Origin of the sequence: Bacillus cereus group sp. N24 (assembly GCF_016483345.1) — a bacterium.
GTDB lineage: Bacteria > Bacillota > Bacilli > Bacillales > Bacillaceae_G > Bacillus_A > Bacillus_A toyonensis.
In genome coordinates this window covers 309,518-333,768 of sequence record NZ_JAEHCA010000004.1, presented here as the reverse complement: position 1 = coordinate 333,768, position 24,251 = coordinate 309,518, and the positions used below count along the sequence as shown (strand labels likewise).

Sequence of the window (24,251 nt, the reverse complement as noted above, 5' to 3'; positions counted from 1 at the left end):
GTTTCATTGCCCGTTAATGCGGGATAAAACAACACAAAATAGCCTCTGCTCACCAGCAGAGGCTATTTTATATCATAATACTTCATTAGTTTATATATCCTAAAACATTAACAATCTTACTCGCTTTTAAATTATTAATGTGATAATAAATTTCTAAACCCTTTCGCTCAGCTCGTAACACTTTACCTTTCATTTTTGATAAATGTTGCGAAACAGTCGATTGTGGAATATTCAGCAATTCTGTTAATTGTGTTACATTACAAGTTTTTCTTGTACTTAATTCATTTACAATTTGTAATCGGATTGGATGCGCCATAATTTTTAAAATATCTACATCCTCTTCTGAAACTACACTTTTTTTCATTTCACTCGTATATGTTGTCATAAGACATTCCCCTTTTATATGAATTCCTTTTTATTAAGATCCATTTCTACAAAATTCAATACTCCCGCTCAAGACCTTCATATAGAAATAATAGGATCTCAAATTTTCAAAAATAGAACTTACAATTATTCACTTTTTTTATTTATTCATTTATTTATTTGGTACATACACATAATACAATGTTAATATGTGCTCTATGTGAAGTTAGCATAAATTTATGATGAAGATTTATTTAATGACTTGCATCCTACTACGTGCTGGATAGTTTTATGCATTTTATATCTTCCGCATAAAACTATCCAGTAATCTTAACACATTTTAGGCGTTTGTATATACTATTTACAAAACAATTTGGCAAAGGAGGATTTCATATGCCTACAATGTTACAAGAAGAAATTGAAGAAGCACGTGAGACATATGTCAGTCGTATCATTTTAGTTGGTGGATCAACTCTATTTTTAGTAGGTGGTGTTATATCGGCAATCGTAGCTTTTAAAGCTTATAATCGTTTGGAAAATACACCGCCTTCTTCTGATAATTCATAGGTGAGTTATCAAATTTTGAATAACAAACATACAAAGGCCGCCTCTAAAAAAGAGACGGCCTTTGATTTTTCATAAGTTCTACATTTAATAACGATTAGAACCAGCTTACATACTTTTATTTAAATTCAAATGTAAATAAAACATTTTAAAATATAAACCATTACTTACATAATAAAATTATGTAATAATTCGAGAAAAGCGTGATTAAATCTTTTAGTATGAACTAAAATTGAACTTACTTCACCACAAACCGAGTCTGACTACAACCATCCTTCTGCTTCGTTACTTCTAATACAGCCGGCATTGCGTTTTTCAGCTCTTGAACGTGTGAAATGACACCGATAAATCGGCCTGATTTTTGTAAGTCAATTAAAGCGTCTACTGCTTTCGTTAATGATTCCTCATCTAATGAACCGAAACCTTCATCGATAAACATCGTTTCAATGGAAATACCACCTTCATACGCTTGAATGACGTCTGCCATTCCAAGCGCCAAGCAAAGCGATGCGTTAAACTTCTCACCGCCAGATAATGTTTTCACATCACGTGTTTGGCCGGTGTATGCATCGTACACATCTAAACCTAATCCACTTTGACGGTTTCTTTTTTCAACTCGCTCACTTCTTTTTAAATAAAATTGCCCATTTGATAATTTTCGTAATCGTTCGTTTGCAATTTGAACAATTTGTTCTAAATACTCAATTAAGATGTAACGTTCAAATGATATGCGACTTTCGTTATCACCTTTCATTACTTCATATAAATCAACTAGTTCTTGGAACGCTTTTTCTTCCTCATGAATTTGTTCATCAATACGTCTAATATTTTCATGTAAATCAGAAATATATGTTACGGCGTTTTGTGCACGTTGACGTTTTTCTTTACTTATATCGAGATTGATTTCTAATTCTTTTATGTGTTCACCTAACGATGTAATATCCATAAACTCTTTATCTTTTAATTCCAAGTTTAACTCTTCAATTTGTTTTGCAAGTACTTCAAGAGATGAATAGTAACTTTGAATTTCTTTTTGTAACATCTCCATCTCAGCATCATTTAACTTAGCTTCTTTATACGTTAGCTGATCTATAAATCCCCTCTGCTCTAGTTCTTTCATAAAGCGCGCGAGAGTCTCTTCTTTCTTCAATTTTGCACTTTCAAATTGATTAGATGCACCTTCATGTTCTGCTTGAATACGTATATTTTCATTTTGCCAATTTTGATATGCTTCTTGCACTTTCTTCCATTCATCTTCCATTAACCTAAGTTGTTGCATTGCTTGGTCAAACTGTGATTTCCAAGCTTGTACTGTTTGTAAGTTATCTGGAATATTTTGCTTATCATGTTCATATGACGTACGAAGTTGCATGCACTCCATTTCTGTACGGTGCTGCAATGTTTCTGCTTCACGCTTTTGTTTCTGAAGTTCATCTACTTTTTCTTCTACACTTTTTATTTTCACAGCAATTTGCTTACGCGTTTCTTCGCTTTCTTTTAACGTTTTAACTTCTGACGCTAATTGTTTTCCTTTTTGAACGAGCGCACTGTACGTTTCAACTAATTCATCTGAGTGGTACCCTCGTTTCATGACTTCTTCGATCACCTGTTCATATTGTAGTCGATAGAAATTCCATTTCTCCTCTACTTGAACATGTAATTTTTCAGCGACATTTTTCTTGTCTCTTAAATCATTTAACTCTTTTTCATCAATCGCATCACTTTGCTCTGTCGCTTTTTTCGGGTGATTCGCACTACCACAAACTGGACAAGATTCACCATCATGTAAATGAAGAGCTAATATGCCTGCTTGTTCGCTTAGCCAGCGGCGTTCCATATTTTCATATGAATGAACTGCCTCTTGCATCTTAGTATATGCTGCTTCTTTTTCTTGCTCGAATTTTTGTTTCTCTTGCCAAACGTCATATGCTTGCTTTAAAACTTTTGCATCTTCTCGCATGTTCGTTAGTTCTTCTACTTTCGCTACATATTGCTCAAGTGCTTGTTCTAATTGCTGTAATTCACCAGACATTCTCTGTTTTTGATTTGTATGCTCTTCTAGTAGTTGATCTAGCCTCTGCATACTTTCTTTTAATTTTCCTAGTTGAATTTCAGCATTTTGTAAATCCAACTTTTTTTCAGCTAATGATGCAATAATTGATTGTAATTCTTCTAATCTTTGAACAAGTTTTTTAGCATCTTCTCGTTCAAGTTCTTTATTTTTTTCTACTTCATATTTCTGCTGTGCAATTGTAAAACTGGTTATTATATTCTCTTTTTTTGCGATAATCTGCTTTAATAAACTTTCAGCCTTCTGTTCATTTTGCATTGCTTCCTCGTGCCATTGCTCAAATGGTAATAAATGCTTTGCTTGTTCCGCACGTTTAAAAGATGTTTCTTTCCTTTCAATGACTGCACGGTTTTCTTGTAAAGTGTTGTATCTCTCATTCTTTTGTTGTAAATCTGTAAATTTCTCATTTACAGATTTTGCTGCATGAAAACGTGTTTCAGCTTCTTTTAATTGCTTTGTTCGAACATCTTGTTCTAGCTGTAATTGCGCAACCTCTGTCTTATATGCCGTTGTTTCTTGCTCTAACGCCTCTACTACTTGATGCGTATTTACATGTTCTTGTTCCACTAATATCTCTAATAATGCTCCATCTCGAATTGGTAGTTTAAATACATTGCGGAAATGTAACTCTCGCTCTTTTTGTTTTTCTTGCAGAACGTCTTTCCATTGTTTTCGTTTTTGATCAAGTAATTCACGCATTAATTTATAACGATCTGTTTTAAAAATACGACGTAAAATCTCTTCTTTGTTTTCTGTCTCAGATGTTAATAGTTTTCGGAATTCTCCTTGTGGTAACATAACAATTTGACTAAATTGATGTTTACTTAACCCAATTAAATCTTCCACTTTTTTGTTTACATCTGTTACATGAAAACGATCAACAGCTGGAATTTTTTCTCCATCCATAACTTCATATAATTCTACTGCATGTCCTGTAATCGTCTTATTCCCTTGTTTTTTATGGCCAAGTTGCCGTTTTATTTCATAGCGCTTCCCTTTTAACTGAAAAGTTAGTTCTACACTTGTATAAACATCATCATCAGCAAACTGACTTCGAAGCATGCTCGTATCACTACGTTCTTCCCCACTAGCTTCACCATATAATACGTAACAAATCGCATCAAAAATCGTTGTTTTTCCAGCTCCCGTATTTCCAGAAATGGCGAAGATGCGATGCTCTCCAAGATCATCAAAATCGATTACTTCTTTCTGTTTATATGGCCCAAATGCTGTCATAATTAGCTGAATCGGTCTCATCCTCGTTCACCTTCCCGTTCTTGCACTGTTTGTAATACTTCTACAAATAGACGTTCTTTCTCTTCTGATAAATCTAAGCCTTTCATTTCTTTATAAAAAGCTTTTAAAAGAGATACATCATCCGTTTTATGTCTTGAAACAGTTACTTCATTTGACTCTGTGAACTCTCGCCTTTGAATAGACCTTTCAACATGCATTGCATTTGGATATACAGAGCGTATTTTTTCCATTGGCTGCAAAACAGGATTTTCATCTAATAGTTTTACAAACACGTAATCTTCACTTACCGGATGTTGTAATAATTCATCTATTTTCGCTTCTACTGTTCGCATTTTACGACGTGGTGTAAGTAATCTTTTTTCAATTGTTGTTTCACCCTTGTCATCCAGTTCCACGATATAATATCCTTTTTTATGTTTTTCTTCAGAAATAGAATATGCAAGTGGCGAACCTGAATATCGAATTGTCTCATTACGTACGAAATGCGCTTGATGTAAATGTCCAAGCGCTGTGTAATGAAATTTATCAAAATAATGACTATTTACGTATTCAGCACCACCAATTGAAAGCGGACGTTCTGCATCACTTGTATTCTCCTCCGCTTCTCCCGCAGAAGTTACAAATGCATGACCTACAAATACATGTCTTGCTTCTTTATCCATCGTTTCAGAAAGTTCATTCATAAAAATACGCATCGCATCATCATGAGATCGGACGTCTTCGTTTTTCAATACATGTCTAACTATGCTTGGATCTGCATAGGGAACTAGATGGAAGTGAACCTCGCCATATTCATCATTTAATACGATGGGTTCATATGGAAATTGAAATTGTCCCACAATAAATAATCCTTGTTTCTTCATTAAACTACTACCGAAATGTATACGATCTGGACTATCATGGTTTCCTGCAACTGCGATAACTGGTGTTTGTAAATCAATCACTATTTTTTGTAATACATCATTTAATAAGTCTACTGCTTCCGTAGGTGGAATTGCTCGGTCATATAAGTCCCCTGCAATAATTACGGCATCTGGTTTTTCTTCTTCAATAGCTTGTACAAACTGATCTAATACAATCTTTTGATCTTCAGTCATATACACGCCATGAACAAGCTTGCCTAAATGCCAATCCGCTGTATGAAATAACTTCATAATTTCCTTCTCCTTTTAATTTACTGAGTTTAGTGATACGAGTTGATAGTTTACTGTAGTTTTTCCGTTCTCCCACTCTAACTTTTGTATAATCGCACTACCAATTCTTTCTTCATTTGATTTATATAAAGGTAATATTTCTTGCACTGCAAATAAATGATAACCATTCAAGTTTAATTGAAATATGTTTTCTTCCATATGTAATCTTACTTCTTTTTCATTTGAAACTATTTTTGTGTGCATCTCAAATTTCATAATAGATACAACCCCTTCTTATAATCTCTACATTTTAATAGTATAGTGGCTATGCAAGATTGACAAGTACATACACGGTAAAGTACACACTTTTCTGTTGCTATATGTTTTATGTTTTCATTAAAATTACGGTATGTGAAATTTAATGTTATGCAAAAATAAAAATGTCTAAATAGACATTTTTATTTTTGCATATAATCTTTCATTACATAATATAAAATCGTTATTAAAACGCTCGCTACGAAAAATGAAAAAACCACCACAATATACCCATCTTTATTTAATAGAAAACATAAGGAAATAGATACGATAAAAATCGGAAATACGAGACGAACTTTATCCTTTACTTCTTCTGTCGTATCTGTATGATGAAAAAACTGAGTAATCCCTATCATTAATGATGACAAGATAATAACCGACAATAATAAAGGTCCTGGCATTCCGATTTCTCCTTTCTCTATTTCTAATTCCATGTAAACACTCATTATCATTTAAACCATTCTGTTTTCAAGAAATTTTTTACATTTTACACATTTATAATAGCGCTTTTGCTATAATAATTTCAAATAATATCACTTACATTAATAATGTATTATTCATCTTCAACATTCAAAATCCTGCAAAGATAACTCGGCAAAATATGCGTTGAATAAAGTGAAGCATGAATTAATAGGTATGAACAAAACTCCCACTGCCTCTCGCTCGTACCTATCAAACTTTTAACAGCCATTCTCTTCTACCTAACTTTCTCGTATGCGTCGAATTTCAAGGTGTGGGCCTTCTTATCCACAAATAGCGGAATAAAATAACACTTACCGTCAACTTTAGACAGAATTTATACAGGACATTTCAATACGTATCAAGAATTAAGAATAAGAAGATATATAAGGGAGGATGAATCATGACTGAAAACGTTTTATTTTCTGTTAGTGAAAACGGCGTTGCATCAATTACTTTAAACCGCCCAAAAGCACTTAACTCTTTATCTTATGATATGTTACAACCAATTGGGCAAAAACTTAAAGAATGGGAGAACGATGAGCGCATTGCAATTATCGTATTAAAGGGAGCCGGAACGAAAGGTTTTTGCGCAGGCGGTGACATTAAAACTCTTTACGAAGCACGTTCAAACGAAGTTGCTTTACAGAATGCAGAACGTTTTTTTGAAGAAGAGTATGAAATTGATACATATATTTATCAATATAAAAAACCGATTATCGCTTGTTTAGATGGAATTGTAATGGGTGGTGGTGTCGGACTTACAAATGGTGCGAAGTATCGTATTGTGACGGAGCGCACAAAATGGGCGATGCCTGAGATGAACATCGGCTTCTTTCCAGACGTCGGCGCCGCATATTTCTTAAATAAAGCACCTGGATATACAGGATATTACGTTGCTTTAACAGCATCTATTTTAAAAGCTTCTGACGTATTATTTATTCATGCTGCTGATTACTTTATGACGTCTGATTCATTACCAGCTTTTCTAGCCGAACTTGACAACGTAAATTGGCATACTGAAGATGTACATACTCATTTAAAAGCGGTTCTTCAAACCTTTACATCTACTCCTGACTTAGAAAGCAAACTTGCTGCTTCATTAGAGGAAATTAATACACACTTTGCCTTAGAAACGATTGAAGAAATTATCGACTCATTAGAAAAAGGAGATAGCGAATTCGCTTTACAAACGAAACAAATATTATTATCAAAATCTCCAATTTCATTAAAAGTAACTTTAAAACAACTATTAGATGGCAAAGGAAAATCTGTTGAAGAATGTTTCGCTACAGATCTTATACTTGCTAAAAATTTCATGAGACATGAAGATTTCTTCGAGGGCGTACGCTCCGTTGTCGTTGATAAAGACCAAAATCCGAATTATAAATATACACAGGTAAACGATGTTTCAGAAGACGACGTAAATCGTTTCTTTAACTTACTTAATGCCTAACAGTGAGGCTATATTTGTAGTGTATTCACCACTACGAATATAGCCTCTTCTTATTTAATATTTTTTAACAAAATTTAATTTTATTAAATTAAATTTTGTGCTACACTAATTTTAATCAAATATTCTAAAAATAAAGAAGGAGGACGAATATGATAGAAAATTATCTTCTTTTCATCATTATGTCTATTTGTCTAATCATTTTACCTGGACCTGATACAGCGATGGCTACGAAGAACACATTAGTTGCTGGTAAAATGGGCGGTGTTAAAACAGTATTCGGTACATGTGTTGCACTTTTGATTCATACTTTAGCTGCTGTAATTGGTCTTTCCGCACTTATTGTAAAGTCAGCTCTTTTATTTTCTATTTTCAAATATGTTGGGGCCCTTTATTTAATCTATATTGGTATTAAAGCCCTATTAGCAGTGAAAAACAAAGAAGGTGTAAATACAAATGATGTATCTATAAATAATGATAAAGAACATACTTCTTGTTTTCGCCAAGGGTTTCTTACGAATTTATTAAACCCTAAAATTGCAGTCTTCTTTTTAACTTTTTTACCACAATTTTTAAATCCAAGTCATAATACATTTATTCAGCTTCTCGTAATGGGTCTTACTTATCTCGTTTTAACAATCATTTGGTTTGCCTTTTATATATTTTTAATTGATAAAATTAGTGCTTTTATGAAGAAACCGAAGACGCAACGTTATATTCAAGGGCTAACAGGAATCGTTTTAATTGGATTTGGTATTAAACTAGCATTAGAAAAAAATAATTAATAGAGTGAAACTTTAATCAGTGAGGGGGTTGTTCATCTCCCCCTGGTTATTAGCCTTCACCAATCGGGCGTTTACGGACAGCAGGGCTTCCACTTAACTTCTTTGCTCCAGCCAAATTTGGAGGTGGGAGTTTTACTGCTCGCAAATAGCGAGATAAAAGCGAAAAACACCACTATTAATAGTGGTGTTTTTCATTTAACAACTAATCTGGCAGTCTACTCTTTATTAAAACCAGCGCTCCGTTACAACCTTTTTACGTGTATAGAATTGAACACCATCTGTACCATTTGTACCTAAATCACCAAAGAAGGAAGCTTTATTTCCTGCAAATGCGAAGAATGCCATTGGTGCTGGAACGTTTACGTTTACACCGATCATACCAGCATCGATATTATCACGGAACGTTTGTGCATGTTTACCATTTGAAGTGTAAATAACCGCGCCATTTGCAAATTTAGATTGATTTGTTAATTTAATACCTTCTTCTAAATCTTTCACTCTCACAATACTTAATACTGGAGCGAAAATTTCATCTTGCCAAATTTTCATTTCTTGGTTTACGCCATCAAAGATTGTTGCTCCAACGAAGTAACCCTCTCCAACTTCTTCATTAATTTTACGACCATCTACTAATAAAGTTGCTCCATCTGCTACACCGCTATTAATATAGCCTAAAACACGCTCTTTATGCGATTCACGGATTAATGGTCCAACGTAATTATCTTCGTTGAAACCGTCACCTACTTTTAGTTTTTTCGTCTCTGCTACTAGTACGTCGATAAAGTCATCAGCAATTTCATCTACTACTGCTACTACTGAACATGCCATGCAGCGCTCTCCACTACTTGCAAACGCAGATCCAATTACACCTTGTACCGTTTTTTCAAGATTGCAATCTGACATTACAATCGCATGATTTTTCGCACCTGCTAACGCTTGTACACGTTTTCCATGTTTCGTACCTGTTTCATATACGTAACGAGCTACCGGCTCAGAACCAACGAACGAAACAGCTTGAATATCTTTATTTTCTAAAATGCTATTTACAACATCTTTTCCGCCTTGTACTAAATTTAATACCCCTTTTGGAAAACCAGCTTCATAGAATAACTCTACAAGTCGCTCTGCTAAAAGTGGCGTTCTCTCAGATGTTTTTAATACGAACGTATTACCGCAAGCAATTGCAAGTGGGAACATCCATAATGGAATCATCATTGGGAAGTTAAACGGTGTAATACCCGCAACAACTCCAATTGGATAGCGCCAGATCGATCCATCAATTCCGCTTGCGATATTAGGAAGAGCTTGTCCCATCATTAAATTTGGAGCTGATGTTGCAAGTTCTACCGCTTCAATACCACGTTGTACTTCACCTGTTGCATCTGTTAGCGTTTTACCATTTTCTAGCGTAATGATTTTTGCAAGCTCATCTTTATTTTCTTGTAATAGCTGTAAATATTTGTATAGATTTCTTGAACGATTCGGAACTGGTACTTTAGACCATGTTTCAAATGCCGCTTTTGCCGCTTCAACAGCCTTTTCAACGTCTTCTTTTGGAGAAAGTGGAACATAAGCAATGATTTTTCCAGTCGCTGGATTCGGAACCGCTTCTACTTCTGTACCAGTAGATTCTACCCACTCGCCATTAATGTGATTTTTTACTCGTTTAATTTCAGTTGTAATCATTGTATTCTCTCCTTTTTATGATTTATTTTTGATTAGAAATTAATTGTTCGCTAACTTTCTTATATAAAGCAGCCATATCGTTTTCACCATATCCTGCCTCACTCGCTTCTTCATATACATTTAATAACATTTCACTTACCGGTAAGTGAAGTTCACTTTCCTTAGCTAAATCAACTGCAAAGCCTAAATCTTTTTTTAATAGATTTACAGTAAATCCTGGCTCATAGTTTTCTGCTGCAATGAAACTTTTATAATTGCGCTCATAAATTCTACTTTGACCGTAACTTACATTTAAAATATCAAACATTTTATCTAAATCCATATTACTCTTTTTCGCTAATGTTAAAGCTTCACTCACACCAGCTGTATAGAAACCAATTAATAGATTGTTAATTAATTTAACAGTCGTACCACTATCAATTTGCTCGCTTACGTGGAAAATATTTGCTCCTAACACTTCCATGATAGATTCAGTTTTATCATATACGTCTTTTGATCCACCTACCATAAACGTTAATGTACGATTTTCTGCACCAATTACCCCACCGCTAACTGGTGCGGCTAAAAAGTCTACTTTCTTTTCTTTCGCCGACTCCTCTAACTGTTTGTTTAATTGTGGAGATACAGTACTTGTATCAATTAATACGACATTCGAGTGGCTATTTTCAAATAATCCTTCTTCCCCAAAATATACTGCTTCAACAGCACGAGGTGAAGGTAAACTTGTAAAAATCACATCGCATGTCTCTGCTAATTTTGAGATTGATAAGCCGATAATTCCTCCTTCTTTTTCAAAGGAAGCTTCAGCCTCTTTATTTAAGTCCACACCATATACTGTGTAACTTGATTTAACTAAATTTTTAGACATCGGAAGGCCCATGTTACCTAAACCGATAAAACCAATCTTTTTCATATCGCTTTCCTCCTATTTACACAATATATTTCCCACGATTTATAATAGCTTTCGCAATTTCTCTCTTTTTCGTAAATACGTTCGTGTATAAAGGCACTAATAATTGACGGATTTCAGCTAACATTACGTGTCTATCTTGTTCTTCTGTGACAGCCGCTGAAAGTATAGAAATCGCCGCTTCTTCTACTTTACGATAGCCTTCCTCACAAATAACATCCGTTATCATTTGTTTTGTACGCTCTTTTTCTTCACCATTTTTATTAATTGCTTTACTCGTACGTAAAAATGCTGATTCCATGACGTACACGTCCGTCAACATATTTGATAATACACGTGAATATTCTTGCTCTTGATCAATTTTTAATCCTGGAGTTTTAGAGAGCGTTTTCAAAGATTGTTTCAACAATTTTTTCGCTAATAAAATGTAACGATGGTTTCTTTCTACAGTTGCTATATCAATTTCTACTTCAGTATCTTCTATTTGTTCGATTTGCTTCATTAACATTTTAGCAACTGTTAATCTATTAATTTCATTTGTTCCTTCAAAAATACGACTAATTCTAGCATCACGATATAATCGTTCTACTTCGTATTCTTGCATATAACCGTAACCGCCATGAATTTGTACAGCTTCATCTACGATATAAGCAAGTGTTTCAGAAGCGTTCACTTTATTCAGTGCACATTCAATTGCAAATTGGGACATTTTTTTCATAAGGTCCTCATCACTCTCATGAATTGCGTCATCAATTACACCTGCTGTACGATAAGCTGCACTTTCTGCTCCATATGTTGTAATGATCATATTTGCAATTTTCTCTTGTATCATCGTAAAGTCTACTAATTCCGTTTGGAACTGTTTTCGCTCTTTTCCATATTGAACTGACAAACCAATTGCTTGTTTTGCTGTTCCAATATTTCCAAAAGCAAGTTTTAGTCTAGCGAAGTTAAGAATATTAAGGGCTACGTGATGCCCTTTCCCAACTTCCCCTAACACATTTTCAGCAGGGATAACTACATCTTCTAAAATAAGCGTCGCTGTTGAAGAACCTTTAATCCCCATTTTCTTTTCTTCTAATCCAATAGATACACCTTCACATGTTCTTTCGACAATAAACGCTGTCATTCCTTTATTTGTCTTCGCAAAAACAACGTATACATCTGCCATATGAGCATTTGTAATCCACTGCTTCTCACCATTCAACTTCCAAGCTGTACCCTCTTCATTCAAAACTGCGCTTGTTTTTGCACTTAATGCATCAGAACCAGCATTTGGCTCAGTTAGAGCATAAGCCCCAATCCATTCTCCCGATGCGATTTTTGGTAAATATTTTTCTTTCTGTTCTTTCGTTCCGTAATATATGTAAGGCAATGTACCGACACCAGCGTGTATATTAAAAGAAACGCTAAATGCACCAGCGTAACCCATCTTCTCTGCTACAAGACCTGAGACAGCCTTTCCTAACTCGAACCCGCCATAATCTTCTGGTACCTCAATGCCTAATAATCCAAGTTCCCCAGCTTTCTCAAATAATTGACGAGAAACTTTATAGTTATGTTTTTCAATGTTTTCAATTTGTGGGACAATTTCCTGTTTAACGAATTGTTCTGTCGTTTTTGCGATTAAGTCTTCATCCCCTGAAAAATCTTCTGGTGTAAAAAAAGTATTGTTCACATCTTTATTGATTGAAAAAAATTCATCCCAAGGTAACTTCGTTTTCTCCATCTGAATCCCCCTATCATTTCGACCTTCATTGCTTTTTGCGTATGCTCGTCTACGATGAGTGGAATATCTTATTATTGAAAACAGAAGGCGATGAATTTTCACATCAAGCAGTTCATTTTGCCAAAGATGTATTCTCATCGCCCTAGTTGTTTTATCTATTGATCTTCTGATAATACTGTTTTTGCAATTCCAGTATCTAATTCTTCAAAGTCATGATATGAAATTGTCTCATATAGCTCGCTTCTCGTTTGCATATTTGAAAGTGCATCTTTTTGAGAACCAGTCTCTTTAATTAGCGTGAATACATTCTCATATGCTTTTGCAGCAACTCGAAGCGACGTTACTGGATAAATCACCATTTGGAAGCCCATATTCGCAAATTCCTCAGCACTATAATATGGTGTTTTCCCAAACTCAGTCATATTTGCTAGTAAAGGTGCATTCACTTTGCTAGTAAATAAACGGAATTCTTCTTCCGATTGAAGCGCTTCTGGGAAAATTGCGTCTGCACCTGCTTTAACATATGCATTCGCTCTTTCAATCGCAGCATCTAGTCCTTCTACACCGCGAGCATCTGTGCGTGCAACAATATATAAGCTTGGCGCAACTTCTTTAATCGCTTTAATTTTTTGAACTAATTCTTCTGTCGTAACAAGTTTCTTACCATTTAAATGTCCACATTTCTTTGGTAATTGTTGATCTTCAATTTGAACAGCCGCTACTTTTGCCTCTACCATTTCTACAGCTGTTCTCGCTACGTTTAGTACTCCACCAAATCCTGTATCAATATCAACAAGAACTGGTAAATCTGTAGCTCTAACTAGATCTCTTGCTCTTTCAGCTACTTCAGTAGATGTCACGATACCTAAATCTGGCAGACCTTTACTTGCAGTGTAAGCAGCTCCCGATAAATAAAGAGCTGAAAAACCTGTATTTTTTGCAACAAGAGCGGCCATTGCATCATGAGCACCTGGAATTTGCAAAATTTCATTTGCTTCTACTAAAGCTCGGAAGCCATTCGCAAGCTCCTCTTGTGTTGACTGTTTATTCACAACCCAAGCCATTCTAAATTCCCCCTATTATTTAATTAAGAATAGATCTACAAATTCGTTTACATTCATATTTTCTAGTTTTTCTTCATTTAAACAAACTTCATGAATTTGTTCTTGTTGCTTACTAGAATAATGACCTGCCATATTTGCAGTGAATTTTTGAACAACTTTTGGAATCGCTTCGTCTCTACGGAAACGGTGACCAAGTGGGTATTCACATTCCACGTTTTCTGTTACAGTACCATCTTTAAAATGAACTTGAACAGCGTTGGCGATTGAGCGCTTGTTCGGGTCAAGATAATCTAAACTGTACTGTTTGTTTTCAACAACAACCATCTTATTACGTAATTCATCTACACGTGGATCATTTGCTACTACATCCTCATAATCGTCCGCTACGATATCTCCTTTTAATAAACCAATTGCCGTAATGTATTGTAAACAATGATCACGATCAGCTGGGTTATTTAATGGACCTTCTTTATCGATAATACGAATTGCTGATTCATGAGTTGTAATTGTAATACGATCAATTTCATCTAATCTTTCTTTAATTTCCGGATGTAATTTCACTGCACATTCTGCAGCTGTTTGTGCATGGAATTCTGCTGGATATGATACTTTAAATAATACATTTTCCATTACATAAGACTCTAGTGGTCTAGCTAATTTTAATTCTTGTTTGTTAAATAATACATCTTGGAATCCCCATCCTGGCGCAGATAATGCTGTTGGATAACCCATTTCACCTTTTAGAGCAGTCATTGCAAGATGAACACCGCGACTCGTCGCATCACCTGCTGCCCATGATTTACGTGATCCAGTATTTGGAGCATGTCGATATGTACGAAGACTAGAGTTATCAATCCACGCATGTGATAATGCATTAAAGATTTCTTCACGTGTTCCACCAAGCATTTTCGCAACTACTGCAGTTGTTGCTACTTTTACATATAATACGTGGTCAAGACCAACGCGGTTTAAGCTGTTTTCTAAAGCAAGTACACCTTGAATTTCATGTGCTTTAATCATCATTTCTAGTACTTCATGTACTTTTAATGGTTCTTTTCCTTCTGAAATACGAACACGGCTAATATAATCTGCAACTGCTAAAATTCCGCCTAAGTTATCAGATGGATGTCCCCATTCTGCTGCAAGCCAAGTATCGTTATAGTCTAACCAACGGATCATACATCCAATATTGAATGCACCTTTTACTGGATCTAGTACATAAGACGTTCCTGGTACACGTGTACCGTTTGGCACAACCGTTCCTGGTACAACTGGACCTAATAATTTCGTACACTCTGGATATTGCAGTGCTAAAATTCCGCATCCAAGTGTATCTAATAATACGTAGCGAGCAGTACTAAATGCTTCTGCACTAGTAACCTCTTTATTTAATACATAATCCGTAATTTCTTCTAATAATGCATCTTTTTGTTTAATTTCATTTGTTTTAATCATGCTATTCTTCCCTTTCTGTCGAAAATTCGTTATTATTAATGATGGGTGTCTGTCAAACACCCATCTGGCGGGCGGCGCTAACAACTCCCCAGTTGTTCTTATTTACTAAGTACATGTCGCTCGCCAACATAATTTACACGTGGACGGAACAAGCGATTATTTGCATGTTGCTCAATAACGTGCGCACATAGTCCTACTGTTCTAGAGCTAAAGAAGATTGGTGTGTACAGTTGAATTGGGATACCAAGCATCCAATATACAGGTGCTGCATAATAATCAAGATTCGGATAAATGCCTTTTTCCTTCTCCATGATTTTCTCTCCAGCTTCACACATTTCATATAGTGTATAATCACCTTTTACATCACATAGCTGTTTTAAAGCTTCCTTCATCATAAGTGCTCTTGGATCCATTTTCTTCATATAAACACGGTGTCCAAAGCCCATAATTTTTTCTTTGTTATATAGTTTTTTCTGTAATAACTCTTCAAACTTCTCAACATTGCCAGCCTCTAAAAGCATGTACATAACAGCTTCATTCGCACCGCCGTGTAAGCTTCCCTTTAAAGATGCAACCGCACCAGTTAGAGCACCGTATAAATCTGATTGTGTTGACGCAATTACACGCGCTGTAAATGTAGAGTTTGGCATTTCATGTTCACTATATAAAACAAGGGAACGATCAAAGATCTTCTCCTCAAGTTCAGTCGGTTTCTTACCAGTTAACATATAGAAGAAATTCGCACTATATGACAATTCCTGAAGAGGCTCAATTGGCTCCTCATTATTTAAAATATGATAGCTATTTGCTACAATATTTGGTACTTTACTTAAAAGCTTATAACCTCGATCTTTGTTTACTTCTAACGAGCGATTTTCAATATCATTATCATAACCAGCTAATGCAGACACACCTGTACGCAAGCCATCCATAGGATGCGTTTCTTTAGGCAACGCCTTTAGAACGTTGAATACCCCTTCTGGCACTGCATATTCTTCTTTTAATTTCTTTTCAAGTGTTTCTTTTTCATCCTCATTCGGTAGATGTTCTTCTAATAAAAGGTGCACAATGTCTAAATACTCTTTTGTTTTTGAGAGTTCGATTAAATCATACCCTTGAATTACAATTTCACCTTTTACTGTGTCAAGAAACGAGATTTTCGTCTCCGCTGCTACTACACCATCTAATCCCGGGGAAAATTTTTCTTCAGCTTTCATTATTATTTCCTCCAATCCTAATAGATCTTCGTGCACATAACTGTAAGCCTTTACAATACTTTAGAACTACATTTCTATTTCAATGTATCAGAGTTTTTAGAAGATTTCAATTTATTTTATAATGATAAGTTTCCTATACTTTTATTGATGTAACAATACAATTTTTTGAAAATAATTTTCATATTTTTCAAAGAAAGGACAGACTTCTTTACACTTCTTTTTAAAACAAAATATAAAGATAACTCATATAATCCCATCAAACATATCTTTTTTCCGAATTTTATTACAAAATAGAAAAAACGAGTTGCACACATGTACAGCTCGTTTCTATATGATATTTATTTCACTATCCTCTAAATATAATTCTTATATAAAACTTATTCATTTTTAATAAAGTTATTATTTTACATAATTAAATTAAATTTCTTCTGTTTCTTTATGATAACTTACAACTAAATCATAGTTTTGAAAGTACCAAAGATCATCAAAATCTACAAAAATAGAATACCATCTTTCTTCACTGACACTATTTCCCCATCTGGTTTCTCAGAAACAATCCCTAAAGAATATCCGGGCTGAATTGAACTGTTTCCACCATATCTTATGACAAATCGAATACATTCATTGCGATTGATTCGTAATTCTTCTTTAAACCATTTTACAGCTTCGTTTTCAACGATAATATTCAATTTTATCCCTCTCGGCTTAATTCTTTTTCACTTAACTTTTGTCTTACAAACATACCAAAAACAAGTAAAGCTATTACAGCTGAAACAGAGCTTGCTGTAAATAAAATACGATAGCCAAAAATTTGTGACACAAATCCAAGTAAAATTGCACCTAATCCGATACCTAAATCAAATGCTGTAAAAAACGAAGCGTTAGCAACTCCTCTTTTACTAGGATCAACAATTGTAAGCATCGCCGCTTGTAAAGCTGGCTGTGCTGAGCCAAATCCCACACCGTATAATGTCGCTGCAATAATGATGCCTGTCAAACCATTTGCCATCGTTAATACAACTATAGCTAAAATAGTAATACATAGTGCTGGAAGTATGATGAATACTTCTCCATATTTATCTAATAATTTACCTGAAATCGGTCTTACAATTGTTAATGCAATTGCATATACAAGAAAGAACATCCCAGGATTCACATTAATTGAAGAAGCGAATAACGGTAAAAACGTTGTAATGCCACCATATGCAAATGATAAAAAGAAAACAACAACCGTAATTGATAAAACGGATTTTTCAAATAGTTGAATTTTCCCTTTTTCCTTTTGTGGCGTGAATGGCATTTTCGTTATTAACGATAATATAACTGCCATGAAAGATAAAAGAGTTGCTAAAAGGAATAGACCATGAAATGAATAATATTGTACCACCCATAATCCAATCATCGGTCCAATTGCCATTGCAATTGTCATAGCCATCCCGTACCAGCCCATACCTTCTCCACGGCGTGAATCTGGAATAATATCAGTTATCGCAGTTCCAACAGCTGTTGTAGAAACGGCCCATGTCACTCCGTGAATAACGCGTAAAACTGCTAAAAGGACTATAGTCGATGCTAAATTATAGGAATACATCGTTAGCCCAAAAAGGATGAGTCCGAAAATAATAAAAGACCTTCTACCATATTGATCTAACATACCTCCAATAATCGGTCGTATTACAACAGCAGCTATTGTAAACATTCCCATCATCAATCCAACTTGTGATTCATTTCCACCAATCTCTTTAATGAATAGAGGAAGCGTTGGAACAAGTAAATAAAACCCTGTAAATAAAAATAACATCGCGAAAGACATTTGAATAAATGACTTCGTCCATAATCGTTCCATAAAAACACCTCCATAAACACGTGAAATTTACGATTAACACCCCCATTGTACATTTTCTCTGTCTCTTTTCCCTCAGCAAAAAGACGTATCTTTTCATATTAAATAGTCCACTCTCAGCATTGATTGGTCGTACGACTTTGTACGTATGCTTTAACCGAAAGTCCTATGTATTTGTACCTTTATACGTGTTAAGAGAATATACTATTTTATTATCTCAACTTAGGAGTGATTATTTTTATGTGGGTATTATCAAGAGTAACTGCCGTGGTTCCTTCAACTCCCGGAATACATGTGCCCGCCGTCCATACAGCTAGCTCTGATGTTGGCATTGAACTTCCCGCAACTTGGCAACAATATCAAGTTCCCGGTCAAGTTACTCCCTCATTTTGGCATCACGGTACACACCCAAGTAGCACTACCTTTTATAACCCCAGTTATGTTCCATTACCCCCGACTCAAGTCTTTTATCATTTTCCATCCATTTATTTTCAAAATTTCTATGGTACGTTTAACATTTAAATAGCATCATTGCATAGCTCCTATATTTACTTCCAATCCCTTTTCAACATAAAAAAGTCGAATTCCTTATGTAAGAAATTCGACTTTTTTAACTACTTTTTATTAACTTTTCTTATTGGCCAGTATTAGCAGGGACTTCTCCTGCATTCCCCCCATTATTCGGTGGAGTTGTCACTGGTGGGGTTGGATTCCCTTGACCTCCCCCGTTATTCGGCGGTGTTGTGTTCCCGCCTCCTCCGTTATTCGGCGGCGTTGTGTTCCCACCTCCTCCGTTATTCGGCGGCGTTGTGTTCCCGCCTCCTCCGTTGTTCGGCGGCGTTGTGTTCCCGCCTCCTCCGTTGTTTGGAGGCGTTGTATTTCCTTGACCATTTCCATTATTTTGTTCATTTTCTTTCTTTTGTTCTTCTTGCTTCTTAAGGTCATCTTGTTTCTTTTGTTCTTCTTGTTGCTTCTTAAGGTCATCTTGTTTCTTTTGTTCTTCTTGTTTCTTTAATTCTTCCTGTTTCTTAAGTTCTTCTTGTTTTTTCTCTTCTTCAGTTTTTTGCTGCTGATCTTGTTTCGGCTGTTCAGTTGTATTCGGTACGCTCGTATTTGGTGAAGAATCACGTTTCTCACCCTTTATACGTAACTCATTACCTTCTTTCACAACACTACTTGGCATCTTAAATTGTGATTTATCAGTAGCCATCTCGCTCATCATTTCTTTAAAGATCAACTGTGCAATTTTCGTATTTTTACTACTAATATAATCGTCTTTACTATCTTTCATATAACCAGTCCATACTGCCATCGTATACTGCGGTGTATATCCTGCAAACCAGCTATCACGAGTCGCACTGTCTGGTAATTTATACTGCGCGGCTTTTTCCGAAGAATAGTTCGTTGTTCCTGTTTTACCAGCTACATCTAAAGAACTTATATTAGCGGCTGTACCAGTACCAGATGTTACGACGGAACGAAGCATATCTGTAATCATATAAGCGGTATAATCTTCCATCACTCGTTTTGACTTTTGCTCAAAACTTTTCGATTTACCATCTGGATAAACCACTTTTTTAATAAAATGCGGCTTCGTATATTTACCGTCATTACCAAATGCAGCATACGCACCTGCCATTTCAGTTGGCGATACTTCATTTGTACCAATCGCTGTTGATTCTGTCGGTGATGCATTAAATGTAATACCTAACTTTTCAGAGAAAGCTTTTGATTTATTTATTCCTACTTCTTTTGCAGTTTTAATAGCTGGAACATTACGTGATAATTTTAATGCTTCACGCATTGTAATTTGTCCTAAATACCCTCTATCTGAGTTTCTGACATCTTGACCACCAGTATACTTAAATGGCGAGTCATCGACTTGATGATAAGTAGCCCATTTTAAATATTCAATTGCAGGAGCATAATCAAAGATCGGTTTCATTGTTGAACCTGCTGAGCGATCTAATTCAGTTGCCATATTATGACCTTTAAATACAGCCTTATTTTCACCACGCCCACTACCTATAGCACGTACTTCACCTGTTTTCGTATCCATAAATGTGAAAGCCCCTTGGAATTTCTCATTTGGATAATCAATAATATTTGTATTTAAAATATTATCAGCCAATGTTTGTGCTTTTGGGTCTAATGTTGTATAAATTTCTAAACCGTCAGAACCAATATTAGCATCAGGTAATTCTTTTTCAACTTCTTTCACAACTGCATCCATAAATGCAGGGTGTGGCATCGCTTGTAATTCAGCTGCCTTTTCAACACCTTTGTCCACTGGTACTTTCGATGCTTCTTCCATTTCTGCTTTTGTAATATAACCATGTCGATTCATTAACTTTAGTACAACATTTCTTCTTTCTGTTGCCTTTTGAATATTTTGTGGTTTCGACGGGTCGTAATTATTTGGTGCTTTCGGTAAACCTGCAAGCATCGCAACTTCTGGTAATGTTAAGTCTTTTAATTCTTTTTTATAGTAGTTTTGTGCTGCTGTTGCGATTCCGTATGAGCGGTTTCCTAAATTAATTTTGTTTAAGTACATCTCTAATATTTCATGTTTTGAATACTGTTGTTCTAGCTTATAAGCTAAATACACTTCTTGCGCCTTACGCTTTGGTGTTTTATCCATTGATAAGAAGTAGTTTTTAATAACTTGCTGCGTTATTGTACTTCCGCCTTGCGAACCGTAATCTCCTTTTAAACTAACTAAAACTGCACGAGCAGTACCTTTGAAATCCACACCACTATGCTCATAAAAACGTGCATCTTCCGCAGCTAAAAAAGCATTTTCTACTAATTTAGGAATTTGATCATACGTAACGTTTGTTCGCTTTTCTTTTCCGTATTCATATACCAACTTCCCGTCTTTATCATAAATTTTTGAGGATAACGGATTAACAAGTTTTGCTTTTTCAAGTTTTGGTGCATCCTTAATCATTACAAAAAAGGTAGCAACCCCCGCCACTAAACCTACAATACCAAGTAATAAACAACTAATTAAAAACTTACGGAAAAATGATGTTTTACCCTTTGGTTTTTGTTTTTTAGAAGCTGGCTGATTTTTCTTTTTAACTTGTCGTCGCTCCTCTCGAGAACGATAATTTTCTGACATGTTACTTTCTCCTGCCTTTCAATTCTCCCGTTGATTTACTAAAAATATTGAGGCCACCTTCCCAAATATCTTTACATTTAGAAAGTGTGTTCATCGGAAGCATTCAATATTTTCCTAATTCACAGATTATAAATTTTAGATACTCTTAAACAAATTATTTTTTTACCTCTATTCCTTCAAATAAAGCTGCCCCATTACGCATAAAATGGAAGAGATAAAATTTTAATACCTCGTATAAATAATATACCTTTTTTTCAAATGGTCAATATTTTCTTATTAATTTCATCAAAGGTGAGATAAAAATAGCATATCGATATGAACTTCGTGTGAACTTCTTTATAAATAGGTATAACAAAGATTTAATATATTGGCTATCCGTATTACTGCTGCTTTACATATTCATATTTCAACAACCTAATCCTCATTTCTAAAGGAATTTATAAATAAAATTAAGGAGTTGTATGCTTATGAAATTATCTCCTGTTATATCAAAAAATTTGATTGCTGTTGGTTATAATCCCTTTTCTATGATTTTACGAATCCAATTAAAAAATGGCATGTATGATTTCTTTAATGTACCTGAAAGCATTTACAATGGCTTATTAAATGCACAATCTAAAAGTTATTACCATAAAACTTACATTAAAAATTCTTTCCGCTACACTAAAATTTAAACTTAAACACCAAATAAAAAGAAAGGAGGTTAATCCCCCTTTCTTTTTATACTATTTTCACAGACGAATTATCTTCTATTCCTCTTATTAATTTCATCATATGCTTGAATTTGTTTTCTCACTCGCCAATCCGCCTTTTTATCATGTACGACTAAAATCGCGTGTATGGCGCCTGGAACCCAAAATATTAAAGTTAATATGAAATTAATTATTGCTTGAAATGGCTTTCCGCAAAATAATACAGCTACAGGTGGAAGTAGAATTGCCAATAAGTACATCATCTCTTGAAAACTCCTTATTTTGGATTTTTTATAACACTTCTTTTCATATGCAAGCACACTCTTTGATTTTGGAGTTACACAAATTTCAATTAAGCATTTATAACATTTCTTCTATAATATATATTCTATCCATATGCAAAAAAACCTACTAGACCAAACTCTTCCTACCTATTTAATTACATTTTACATCCGCTCTTTCAATGCGCATTTTAAAATCCTTATTATTTTCAAAACTTTTCTCCTTCTCTACTGCAGTTAATCCAATCGCAGAAATTACCGTTCCTATTGCCTGTATCCAAATACCAATCAGTGCTATTATCCTCTCATTCTTCTTATCAAGAATACGATCTTCGTTTTCTACTTCATCCTTCGATAAATTAATTATGCCTTGATACGCTTGTAGTCCGGCCCCTAAGCTTTGCATAGAATTGCCTAGTACAATGATTCGCTGTATTACTTTCATCTCAATCAAAGCTGCTTCTACTCCTAAAAAAGCACCAATCGATTGTAAACTGTTCCCGACAATGATAAGATAATCATTCTCTGTTAATTGTTCATTTTTATTAAAATATGTTCCTATTACATTTGATATATTCCCTAATGCCAATAACTCAATTCCCATTTTATCCAGTGTTTCACTTTCATTCTGCAAACATATATTTCGATTTTCTATTTCTTCTTCATCTTTATCTTCATCTTCGGTATAATTAGTCGCTATAATTTGTAAAATATACCCGAGGGCTTGTAATGAGCTTCCTATAATAACAAGGTCCGATTCAATTTTCTCTTCCCCAATAAATCCTCTTGTCGTTCCAATAGCAGCTGTAAGATTTCCTCCTACTTGATACCATGCTCCTGTCACTTTTAAACTGCTTGGATTCATTTTCATCACCTATTTTGATATTTTCTCGTGCTTTCGAAATAACCAAAAGTCACTCTTAATCAAATATTTTATTTTCCATATGTAATTTTGTGCATTCTATAATGTGTTACTAATACAAAAAGTACCTTAAAGGTACTTTTTCAGCCAAAGCGTATATCACTGAAATTACATTGAGTAATAGATACTTATTTTTAAACACATGCTGGGCATGTCAATGAATCTCCATTTTTATCTATTGTTATATTCAATATATATCGAATCGCATTATGTGACCACATTTCAGGTGTGGGTGATTCATTAACATACTGTGGTGCACATGAATACAGCATTGGAGTGCTAATACCACCGCCAGGATCTAAAGCAACTACAGCCACGCCATCAGGCAATTCCAGTGCCATAGATTTCGTGATACCTTCAATTGCAAACTTCGAGGCACAGTATGGTGCAAGATTTGCTTCCCCTTCTCTTCCCCAACTAGAACTCATATTAATAATAATTCCTTCTTTTCTATCTACCATTGCTGGGACAAATGCTCTTATTACATTTACTACACCATTCACGTTTACATTCATTACATTTTCAAATTCCCCAGCGGTAACTTTCCAAATTGGTGCATTTTGATTCACAATTGATGCATTATTTATTAACAAGTCGGGAGTCCGATATTTAGTAAGGATATCATTTGCCCAACTACTAACTTGCTGCGAATCTGAAACATCAATTATTTGAAAATCATGTGTATTACCGTATTGTTTTTTTAGTTCTTCAATTTTATCTTTTGAACGTCCACAGCCACATATGTTCCATCCCAATTCATGAAATCGATCAACCATCGCGCGTCCTAATCCTTGCGTCACTCCTGTAATAATTACGAGTTTTCTAATGTCATTTCGCTTCAATTCCTCGCCTCCCTTTACCATATTTTACTCCTTTAACCTTCATTTAGCTATTTACTAAAGTATTAAAAACACTTCATACTTTAGAA

21 protein-coding genes and 1 pseudogene are annotated in these 24,251 nt (G+C 34.8%); 5 read left to right on the top strand and 17 right to left on the bottom strand.

Features of this window, described 5'->3' with window-relative positions; genetic code table 11:
* Positions 1–85: 85 nt before the first annotated feature.
* Positions 86–385 (bottom strand): ArsR/SmtB family transcription factor, encoded by a 300-nt coding sequence (locus JDS95_RS09555; RefSeq protein WP_000214792.1) that lies wholly within the window; start codon positions 383–385, stop codon positions 86–88.
* Positions 386–756: 371 nt separating this feature from the next.
* Here JDS95_RS09555 and JDS95_RS09550 point away from each other — a divergent pair, with 371 nt between their 5' ends.
* The gene (locus JDS95_RS09550; protein WP_001142745.1) at positions 757–930 is read left to right on the top strand and encodes a hypothetical protein; all 174 of its coding nucleotides are present in this window, start codon (positions 757–759) and stop codon (positions 928–930) included.
* A gap of 235 nt (positions 931–1,165) precedes the next feature.
* Here the strand turns inward: JDS95_RS09550 and JDS95_RS09545 are convergent, their stop codons facing one another.
* From JDS95_RS09545 to JDS95_RS09530, 4 genes are all read right to left on the bottom strand, one after another.
* Positions 1,166–4,255: an SbcC/MukB-like Walker B domain-containing protein gene (locus JDS95_RS09545; protein WP_001247424.1), complete on the bottom strand. Its 3,090-nt coding sequence runs from the start codon at positions 4,253–4,255 to the stop codon at positions 1,166–1,168.
* On the bottom strand, positions 4,252–5,409 hold the full coding sequence (locus tag JDS95_RS09540) for an exonuclease SbcCD subunit D (RefSeq protein WP_000765124.1): 1,158 nt from the start codon (positions 5,407–5,409) through the stop codon (positions 4,252–4,254). Before JDS95_RS09540 ends, JDS95_RS09545 begins: the two co-directional genes overlap by 4 nt.
* A gap of 15 nt (positions 5,410–5,424) precedes the next feature.
* On the bottom strand, positions 5,425–5,664 hold the full coding sequence (locus tag JDS95_RS09535; protein ID WP_000667358.1) for a DUF2584 domain-containing protein: 240 nt from the start codon (positions 5,662–5,664) through the stop codon (positions 5,425–5,427).
* 182 nt (positions 5,665–5,846) lie between these two features.
* A complete protein-coding gene (locus tag JDS95_RS09530; protein ID WP_002093761.1) occupies positions 5,847–6,104 on the bottom strand; it encodes a hypothetical protein in 258 nt (85 codons plus the stop codon).
* 461 nt (positions 6,105–6,565) lie between these two features.
* Between JDS95_RS09530 and JDS95_RS09525 the strand changes: the two genes are divergently transcribed.
* Positions 6,566–7,618 carry an enoyl-CoA hydratase/isomerase family protein gene (locus JDS95_RS09525; RefSeq protein WP_000138563.1) on the top strand — a complete coding sequence of 351 codons (1,053 nt, stop codon included), beginning with the start codon at positions 6,566–6,568 and terminating at the stop codon, positions 7,616–7,618.
* Positions 7,619–7,767: 149 nt separating this feature from the next.
* Positions 7,768–8,400, top strand: a complete 633-nt coding sequence (locus tag JDS95_RS09520) for a LysE family translocator (RefSeq protein ID WP_000572351.1) — start codon at positions 7,768–7,770, stop codon at positions 8,398–8,400.
* 225 nt (positions 8,401–8,625) lie between these two features.
* On the opposite strand, the gene JDS95_RS09515 is transcribed toward JDS95_RS09520, so the two are convergent.
* The 8 genes and pseudogenes from JDS95_RS09515 to JDS95_RS09480 form a co-directional block, all read right to left on the bottom strand.
* Positions 8,626–10,086 (bottom strand): CoA-acylating methylmalonate-semialdehyde dehydrogenase, encoded by a 1,461-nt coding sequence (locus JDS95_RS09515; RefSeq protein ID WP_085451186.1) that lies wholly within the window; start codon positions 10,084–10,086, stop codon positions 8,626–8,628.
* A gap of 22 nt (positions 10,087–10,108) precedes the next feature.
* Entirely contained in the window at positions 10,109–10,999 is an 891-nt protein-coding gene (locus JDS95_RS09510; protein ID WP_000719423.1) for an NAD(P)-dependent oxidoreductase, read from the bottom strand.
* Between the two features lie 16 nt (positions 11,000–11,015).
* Positions 11,016–12,725, bottom strand: a complete 1,710-nt coding sequence (locus tag JDS95_RS09505) for an acyl-CoA dehydrogenase family protein (protein WP_000415983.1) — start codon at positions 12,723–12,725, stop codon at positions 11,016–11,018.
* Positions 12,726–12,880: 155 nt separating this feature from the next.
* A complete protein-coding gene (gene prpB / locus JDS95_RS09500) occupies positions 12,881–13,789 on the bottom strand; it encodes a methylisocitrate lyase (RefSeq protein ID WP_000312644.1) in 909 nt (302 codons plus the stop codon).
* Positions 13,790–13,804: 15 nt separating this feature from the next.
* Complete coding sequence (gene prpD / locus JDS95_RS09495) at positions 13,805–15,244, bottom strand: 2-methylcitrate dehydratase (protein ID WP_000598141.1); 1,440 nt, start codon at positions 15,242–15,244, stop codon at positions 13,805–13,807.
* Between the two features lie 98 nt (positions 15,245–15,342).
* The gene (gene mmgD / locus JDS95_RS09490; RefSeq protein WP_000642649.1) at positions 15,343–16,461 is read right to left on the bottom strand and encodes a citrate synthase; all 1,119 of its coding nucleotides are present in this window, start codon (positions 16,459–16,461) and stop codon (positions 15,343–15,345) included.
* Between the two features lie 417 nt (positions 16,462–16,878).
* A pseudogene (locus tag JDS95_RS09485) lies at positions 16,879–17,150 on the bottom strand (HesB/YadR/YfhF family protein).
* A 2-nt stretch (positions 17,151–17,152) separates the two neighbouring features.
* Positions 17,153–18,307, bottom strand: coding sequence for an MFS transporter (locus tag JDS95_RS09480; RefSeq protein WP_000440642.1), 1,155 nt, complete (start codon positions 18,305–18,307; stop codon positions 17,153–17,155).
* Positions 18,308–18,544: 237 nt separating this feature from the next.
* On the opposite strand from JDS95_RS09480, the gene JDS95_RS09475 reads away from it, so the two are divergent.
* On the top strand, positions 18,545–18,826 hold the full coding sequence (locus tag JDS95_RS09475) for a hypothetical protein (RefSeq protein WP_000270098.1): 282 nt from the start codon (positions 18,545–18,547) through the stop codon (positions 18,824–18,826).
* A gap of 112 nt (positions 18,827–18,938) precedes the next feature.
* Here JDS95_RS09475 and JDS95_RS09470 read toward each other — a convergent pair whose 3' ends face one another.
* Positions 18,939–21,428, bottom strand: a complete 2,490-nt coding sequence (locus tag JDS95_RS09470; protein WP_144467175.1) for a transglycosylase domain-containing protein — start codon at positions 21,426–21,428, stop codon at positions 18,939–18,941.
* Between the two features lie 467 nt (positions 21,429–21,895).
* On the opposite strand from JDS95_RS09470, the gene JDS95_RS09465 reads away from it, so the two are divergent.
* The gene (locus JDS95_RS09465; RefSeq protein WP_000777817.1) at positions 21,896–22,102 is read left to right on the top strand and encodes a KTSC domain-containing protein; all 207 of its coding nucleotides are present in this window, start codon (positions 21,896–21,898) and stop codon (positions 22,100–22,102) included.
* Between the two features lie 68 nt (positions 22,103–22,170).
* Here the strand turns inward: JDS95_RS09465 and JDS95_RS09460 are convergent, their stop codons facing one another.
* From JDS95_RS09460 to JDS95_RS09450, 3 genes are all read right to left on the bottom strand, one after another.
* On the bottom strand, positions 22,171–22,383 hold the full coding sequence (locus JDS95_RS09460) for a YqaE/Pmp3 family membrane protein (protein ID WP_199690430.1): 213 nt from the start codon (positions 22,381–22,383) through the stop codon (positions 22,171–22,173).
* Between the two features lie 172 nt (positions 22,384–22,555).
* Entirely contained in the window at positions 22,556–23,266 is a 711-nt protein-coding gene (locus JDS95_RS09455; RefSeq protein WP_199690428.1) for a DUF6944 family repetitive protein, read from the bottom strand.
* A gap of 191 nt (positions 23,267–23,457) precedes the next feature.
* On the bottom strand, positions 23,458–24,186 hold the full coding sequence (locus JDS95_RS09450) for an SDR family oxidoreductase (protein ID WP_000238410.1): 729 nt from the start codon (positions 24,184–24,186) through the stop codon (positions 23,458–23,460).
* Positions 24,187–24,251 lie beyond the last annotated feature (65 nt).